The following is a 5647-nucleotide window of genomic DNA, read 5'->3' on the forward strand; positions in this document are numbered from 1 at the left end:
TTGAACTTTGGCTAATTTCTTAATTACTTCAAAAGAACTGTGTGGTTCTTTTCTTTTTAAATCGCACAACTGTTTAGTTTTCAAAGACCAACTTAATTCCCATGACTATGCTTGATTAGCAAGTTATTCATTGCTTGTCTCAAGCCGGAATTACATCTTAACATCTTCGCTTCACTTCGTCAATAGAAGTTATTAGAAATTATGATTTCTTGCTAAAGCTAAATAATTCATTTAAAGTTATTTATTGCCACCCTTGTTTTTAGCGACAATGAATACTATATCATGTAATAATTCTATATGCAACATACAATATATTCCTCATACTTCATTATGCCAAAGTCCCTATCCTCTTATACAGTGACTATATACTTCATTAACTGAGCCATGGATTTCTCCATGGCTCAGTTATCTCATGTTTATACTTTTCTTATCTTAACAGCAGTCCCATAAACCATAAGTTCTGAACTTCCCTGCATCACTTGAGATGTTGCATAACGCACATTAATAACTGCGTCGGCTCCTAGACCTTCAGCTTCTTGAACCATTCTTTTATGAGCAATCGATCTAGCCTCTGTCATCATTTCAGTGTAACCTCTAATTTCTCCTCCGGCTAACGTTTTCAAACCTGCCATGATATCTCTACCAATATGCTTTGATTGTACAACATTTCCTTGAGCTATCCCTAAAACCTGAGTAATTTCATGACCTGGAATATAATCTGTATTAACAATAATCATTTGAGCAGTTCTCCTTTGAGTAACATAATTATTTTATTATCTTCTATATTAAAGAAAAAAAACCTTCAATCTTTCCTTTAATCAGTAAAAAGAAAAAACCCGTAAGAATTATGGATGAGGTATGAACAGAATATTTAGCTAAGGTAGCACAGCACTTCTTATATATTTCACAAGCTTTTATCTGAATGAATTTCAATTATACAACTAAAACCATAATACACACTAGACAAGGTTCGATTATATTATATTATAAAAGCCCGAAAGGATGAGATTTATGTCCACCGAAGTGTATAAGGGTGTGCCGGATCAAACACCTGACAGATTCCCGCTAGACTATCTTCATTATGTAGTTCAACCTGGTGATACATTATTCATAATAGCACAGAGACTTGGTGTCACTGTAGAGGATATCTTGAGAGCTACACCAGCCATTGCAGATTCTGATTTGATTTTTCCAGGTCAAATCTTAAGAATTCCTACAGTTGGTTTTCCTGATGCTCCCTCAGAGGATTACATTGGCTATGTAGTTCAACCCGGTGTTCTTTTAGATGATATTGCCGAAATTTTTAATATTACTGTAGATACTATTTTAGAATTTAATCCTACTGTTATCTTTCCGGGACGAATATATACTATACCCACACGGAATATAGAGCCTGTACCTACCTTTAACTTTTTTGAGTATGTGGTGCGGCCGGGTGACTCGCTTTTCATTATCGCCGACCGTTTTGGCTTGGGAGTTACAGTTGATTCATTGCTTGCTGCAAACCCAGGAATTAGACATCCTAACCTTATATTTGTGGGCCAAATAGTGAATGTTCCAACTGTTGCTCCACCTAATACTCCTCGACCTATTGAGTATGTGGTGCAGCCAGGTGACTCATTGTTTTCCATAGCACAACGGTTTGAAACAACCCTTTCAGCTTTAATTAGTTTCAATCCAGCAATACCAGACCCTCAGGTAATATATCCTGGACAGATTGTAGATATCCCATTATAAAAAAGGTTAAAAAGCATGCCTCAGTTTTTTAGAGACATGCTTAACTTTTTATTTAATTTTATAGCCAATCCAATCAAATCTATATTTCTGCTTACATTCTGGATATTTTTCTGTATCTACTTCTGACAGGAACATATCAATCGGTCGAACATAGGTTTTGCAATCATCGTATAATGCTTTATAGATAACCATTTCTTCATCTGTCTCTGTATGGATTGCTGTACCTATTACTTCATATTCACTTCCTTTGAAATGTTTATAGATACCTTTTTTTAATTCTCTCACTTACAAGACCCCACTTTTGTACTAATTTATTGGTAGCTCAATTATCTTGTTATATGGCTTCATGTAATGTATCCCTTCTATTAAAAGATACTCTGGCTCTACCTTAGTATCAAATAGCATTGTACGCTCTCTTATGAAGCCCCCAGCCTTTAACTTGGTTTCTTTATGATCTACTGTTGTCCTTAAAGATGTTTGTTCACTTTTACTTTCAATAGAAACCCCATCAAGCAATACATTACTTTCTGTGGCAAAAGTGATTTCCACTCCTCTTGTAGTAGTTGATACATCTTTCACCCAAAGTTCTTTCCCACCTAGAACAAAGGGCTTCTCGTCCATAGTTGCAAGAGCTATCTTTTCATCTAGCTTTTTGTATCCAATATACTCTTCTACTATTAATTCCAAAGAATTCACTTGCTCAGGTAATGCATCATAGCGAATTTCAAAGTCTCCTCTACCACTATGACCACTACCCGTAGTATCAACTGGATCTCCATTTGCCACTAACCGAATCCCATGTAATCCAAGACTTAGTCTATCAAAATTGTCTACATTCAAATTTCCTTCAATCACTGTTGATGTTGGTGTTGCGGTGATGGTATTAAATCTAATTTTACCTTTATCAACTGCTACTGTTTTTCTAATAGATTGCTTTATCTGTGTTTGCATTGCTTTATTTGGGTTGTATGGAAACGCAATTGTCTCTATATTACTATGACCAGTATGAGGCTCAGTGTAATGCAGGGTTAACTTTTTAGCGAATGGACTCACCGAGTCAAAAGTCTTGGTACCTTTGATTTCAGTGCCAGTATCATCTAATTTAGAAACCCCGCTATTCCAATTTGCTTTTGTTAAAAAACCAGTTATTCTTATAGGTCTAAAGGTCCATACTTCATCTTCAAAGCCATTGGGATTTGATAAGGTATAATACATAATCGTTTGATTTGCATCGGTCATAATTCCGTTAATGGTTAGTTCTGTACCATCAGCCAGTGAGACCTTTTTATCAATAATCTGACCCATGCCTTCTTCGTTCAACTCTTGTAGTGTACCAGAAATAATAGTGTCAAAGCCTAATAGCTTATTGCCGTAATAAGCAAAGGCATTGTAATTATATCCAACAATCATAATACAGAATAAGGCTACTGCTGCTGTCACCTTCCAAGTTGAAACAAAAGAATTTGGTCTTTTATTACTTTTTTTATTTAAAGCAGTTCTCAGCCTTGCTTCCATTTCTTCCGGTGCAGTAATGGCATCAAGACGTTTCTTCTCTTCTTTCAACCGTTTCTCCACATTACCCATCCCAATCACCTCCATAATGGCTTTTTAGCTTTTTCAACCCTTGAAAAACCCTTGATTTAGCAGTTCCAACTGAAACGTTGGTAATATCAGCAATAGTTTGATAATCCAGGTCATGAAAGTATTTTAATTTGATTGCTTCTTTTTGGTGCTCATTTAAAACTAATAGCATTTCCTGTATATCAATTTGTTGTTCAATTTTAGTATATGGATTGCTAGTCCTGCTCTCTAGTTCCTTTTCATTATTATTCCAATCGTCTATTAAAACCAGCTTTTTTTGCTTTCCATGTAATGTCTTGCAGCTATTAACTAAAATAGTCTTGCTCCAACTGTAAAAGGCCTCTTCTTTCTTAAGTTGCCCTATATTCTCATATAGCCTTACAATCATTTCCTCTAAAGCATCCATAGCATCATGGGAATTTCCCATATAGGTTAAAGCAAGCTTATAGTAGGCATCCTTTTCATCCATAATTAATTTAAGTAATGCCTCTTTGCTACCTTTTTTTGCTTTTTTTATTAACTGGACTTCTTCCATTCCCTCACCTCTCTCCCCCTATAAGAGTAATGGTAGTAGAAAAAAGTTCATTTTTTGGGGAACTATTTATCTAAATCTTTTAACATTTTCAGCAGAGTACTTTTTTCATTTAACTCCGGTTTCTTGAAAATTTGCTTTTGTAACTTTTCTTTTACTTCTCCCACATTAGAACCCCTAAAGGAAGAATTATTTACAATGTCATGCCCCGTTATAGCTAAATCTTCCGGTTTTAATTTTGAAAATCTCTCTTTTATCAAGTTTATATTATGATTAATTTGTGCTTCATCAACCTCTCTACCCTTTGCCAATTCATCGGCCACAAATAATCGAAACAACAACTCAAGATTAACCTCACGTAAATTAAACAAAAACTCCCTTACTTTATGGTCTCTCATCTGCAATAAGTCCACTCTTTTCATATGCTTTGCAACTAAAACAGTTACTTGATCTATCAAGTTTTTTCCATATTTTAATGTCTTTAAGTATTTTTTAAAAATTCTTGCACTAGCATCAGCGTGACCAATATAACGATTAAAACCAGTTTTAGGATTAATAGTTTGCACTTCCGGTTTGCCCCAATCGTGGCCTAATGCAGCTAATCTAAGAATAAGAGCATCCTTCTCACTAAGATCAGTAATGTCAGCATTATCAATAGCACTTAAAGTGTGCCAATATATATCATAACTATGATGGGGATTATTCTGATCTAAGCCATAGAGCTCATCTAACGCTGGTATAATCTCTTGTAAAATACCTGTAGTTCTAAGTTCTTCAAAAGCTAAGCTTGGCTTCGGTAGTAGCAGCATTTTGTTTAACTCTAGCGCTATTCTTTCTTTAGGAATAGTTCTTATTAGTGCTTTATGAGTCTTGAATAGCTCTAAAGTATAACTTTCTAGAGAAAACTCCAGTTCAGCACTGTGGCGAATTCCTTTAATTGCCCTACAGTAATCTGCTATCAGATTTTCCTCACTAATTATTCTAATTACTCTATCTTGACAGTCTCGCCTTCCCCCTGTTGGATCTATAATTGAGCCATCTTCAGCCATAGCCATGGCATTAATAGTAAAATCGCGCTTAATCAAGTCTGCTTCTATTGTAGTATCTAGTTTGGATATCTCAACTTTGTGTTCTGGCAGCCTGATTAATTCACCTTTAACGAAATGTTTTTTTGCTTTAATTAAACTGTAGACCCTTTCCAATGATTCATTGACGATTATGTCAATGTCATTGCTTTCTCTACCAAGAATATGGTCTCTGACGTACCCACCTACAATAAAGTATGGTATTTTGTTTTCTTTTAAAAAGTTTAATATTTTCACTTTCAACCCACTTCCCTTATTCCTTCTTTAAACATTTAAAAACCTCTCTAACTTGTAGAGAGGTTTCAGAATTAGTTCTCTCGATCCTTATGGGGATAGGGACGCTTGACACTACCTGTATATAAACCTTGGATGAACTTTTCTTTTTCTCCAGATATCCCTTGTGCCCTGGCTCCCACTTGCTCCAAAAACTCTTCTCGCTTATTCTCGGTCAACTCGGCCTCACGCTTCTCTATTTGACGCCAACGAGCTTGCTTCTTGTCCATGGGCTAGCCTCCTATAAATTATTTAATTGTTTAAAGTTTTATAGATTTCAAGATTAGCTTTGCCGAAAATATTACATGTTACTCTTTAATCTTAACAATTAGGGAGATATTTCAGGCAGCGTGTGACACGTTCGTAATTGAAAAGATTACGCACTACAACCGTTCGGTTGTGGGAGAACTGATAATTCAATAGGTAAAATGAAGGAGTA

7 protein-coding genes are annotated in these 5647 nt (G+C 35.4%); 1 reads left to right on the forward strand and 6 read right to left on the reverse strand.

The features are described from left to right. Positions 1-416: 416 nt before the first annotated feature. Positions 417-737: a YbjQ family protein gene (locus tag GGQ84_RS15200; RefSeq protein WP_429163650.1), complete on the reverse strand. Its 321-nt coding sequence runs from the start codon at positions 735-737 to the stop codon at positions 417-419. A gap of 274 nt (positions 738-1011) precedes the next feature. Here GGQ84_RS15200 and GGQ84_RS15205 point away from each other — a divergent pair, with 274 nt between their 5' ends. Then, positions 1012-1737, forward strand: a complete 726-nt coding sequence (locus tag GGQ84_RS15205; RefSeq protein WP_429163651.1) for a LysM peptidoglycan-binding domain-containing protein — start codon at positions 1012-1014, stop codon at positions 1735-1737. A gap of 48 nt (positions 1738-1785) precedes the next feature. Here the strand turns inward: GGQ84_RS15205 and GGQ84_RS15210 are convergent, their stop codons facing one another. The 5 genes from GGQ84_RS15210 to GGQ84_RS15230 form a co-directional block, all read right to left on the reverse strand. Further along, complete coding sequence (locus tag GGQ84_RS15210) at positions 1786-2022, reverse strand: DUF1653 domain-containing protein (protein ID WP_429163652.1); 237 nt, start codon at positions 2020-2022, stop codon at positions 1786-1788. A gap of 21 nt (positions 2023-2043) precedes the next feature. Further along, positions 2044-3321, reverse strand: a complete 1278-nt coding sequence (locus GGQ84_RS15215; RefSeq protein ID WP_429163653.1) for a DUF4179 domain-containing protein — start codon at positions 3319-3321, stop codon at positions 2044-2046. After that, a complete protein-coding gene (locus GGQ84_RS15220) occupies positions 3314-3853 on the reverse strand; it encodes an RNA polymerase sigma factor (RefSeq protein ID WP_429163654.1) in 540 nt (179 codons plus the stop codon). Before GGQ84_RS15220 ends, GGQ84_RS15215 begins: the two co-directional genes overlap by 8 nt. 62 nt (positions 3854-3915) lie before the next feature. Then, positions 3916-5172: a CCA tRNA nucleotidyltransferase gene (locus GGQ84_RS15225; protein ID WP_429163655.1), complete on the reverse strand. Its 1257-nt coding sequence runs from the start codon at positions 5170-5172 to the stop codon at positions 3916-3918. A 71-nt stretch (positions 5173-5243) separates the two neighbouring features. Continuing rightward, on the reverse strand, positions 5244-5438 hold the full coding sequence (locus GGQ84_RS15230) for a hypothetical protein (RefSeq protein ID WP_429163656.1): 195 nt from the start codon (positions 5436-5438) through the stop codon (positions 5244-5246). Between the last annotated feature and the right edge of the window lie 209 nt (positions 5439-5647).

Origin of the sequence: Desulfitispora alkaliphila, from assembly GCF_050433185.1 — a bacterium.
Classification (GTDB): Bacteria; Bacillota; Desulfitisporia; order Desulfitisporales; family Desulfitisporaceae; genus Desulfitispora; species Desulfitispora alkaliphila.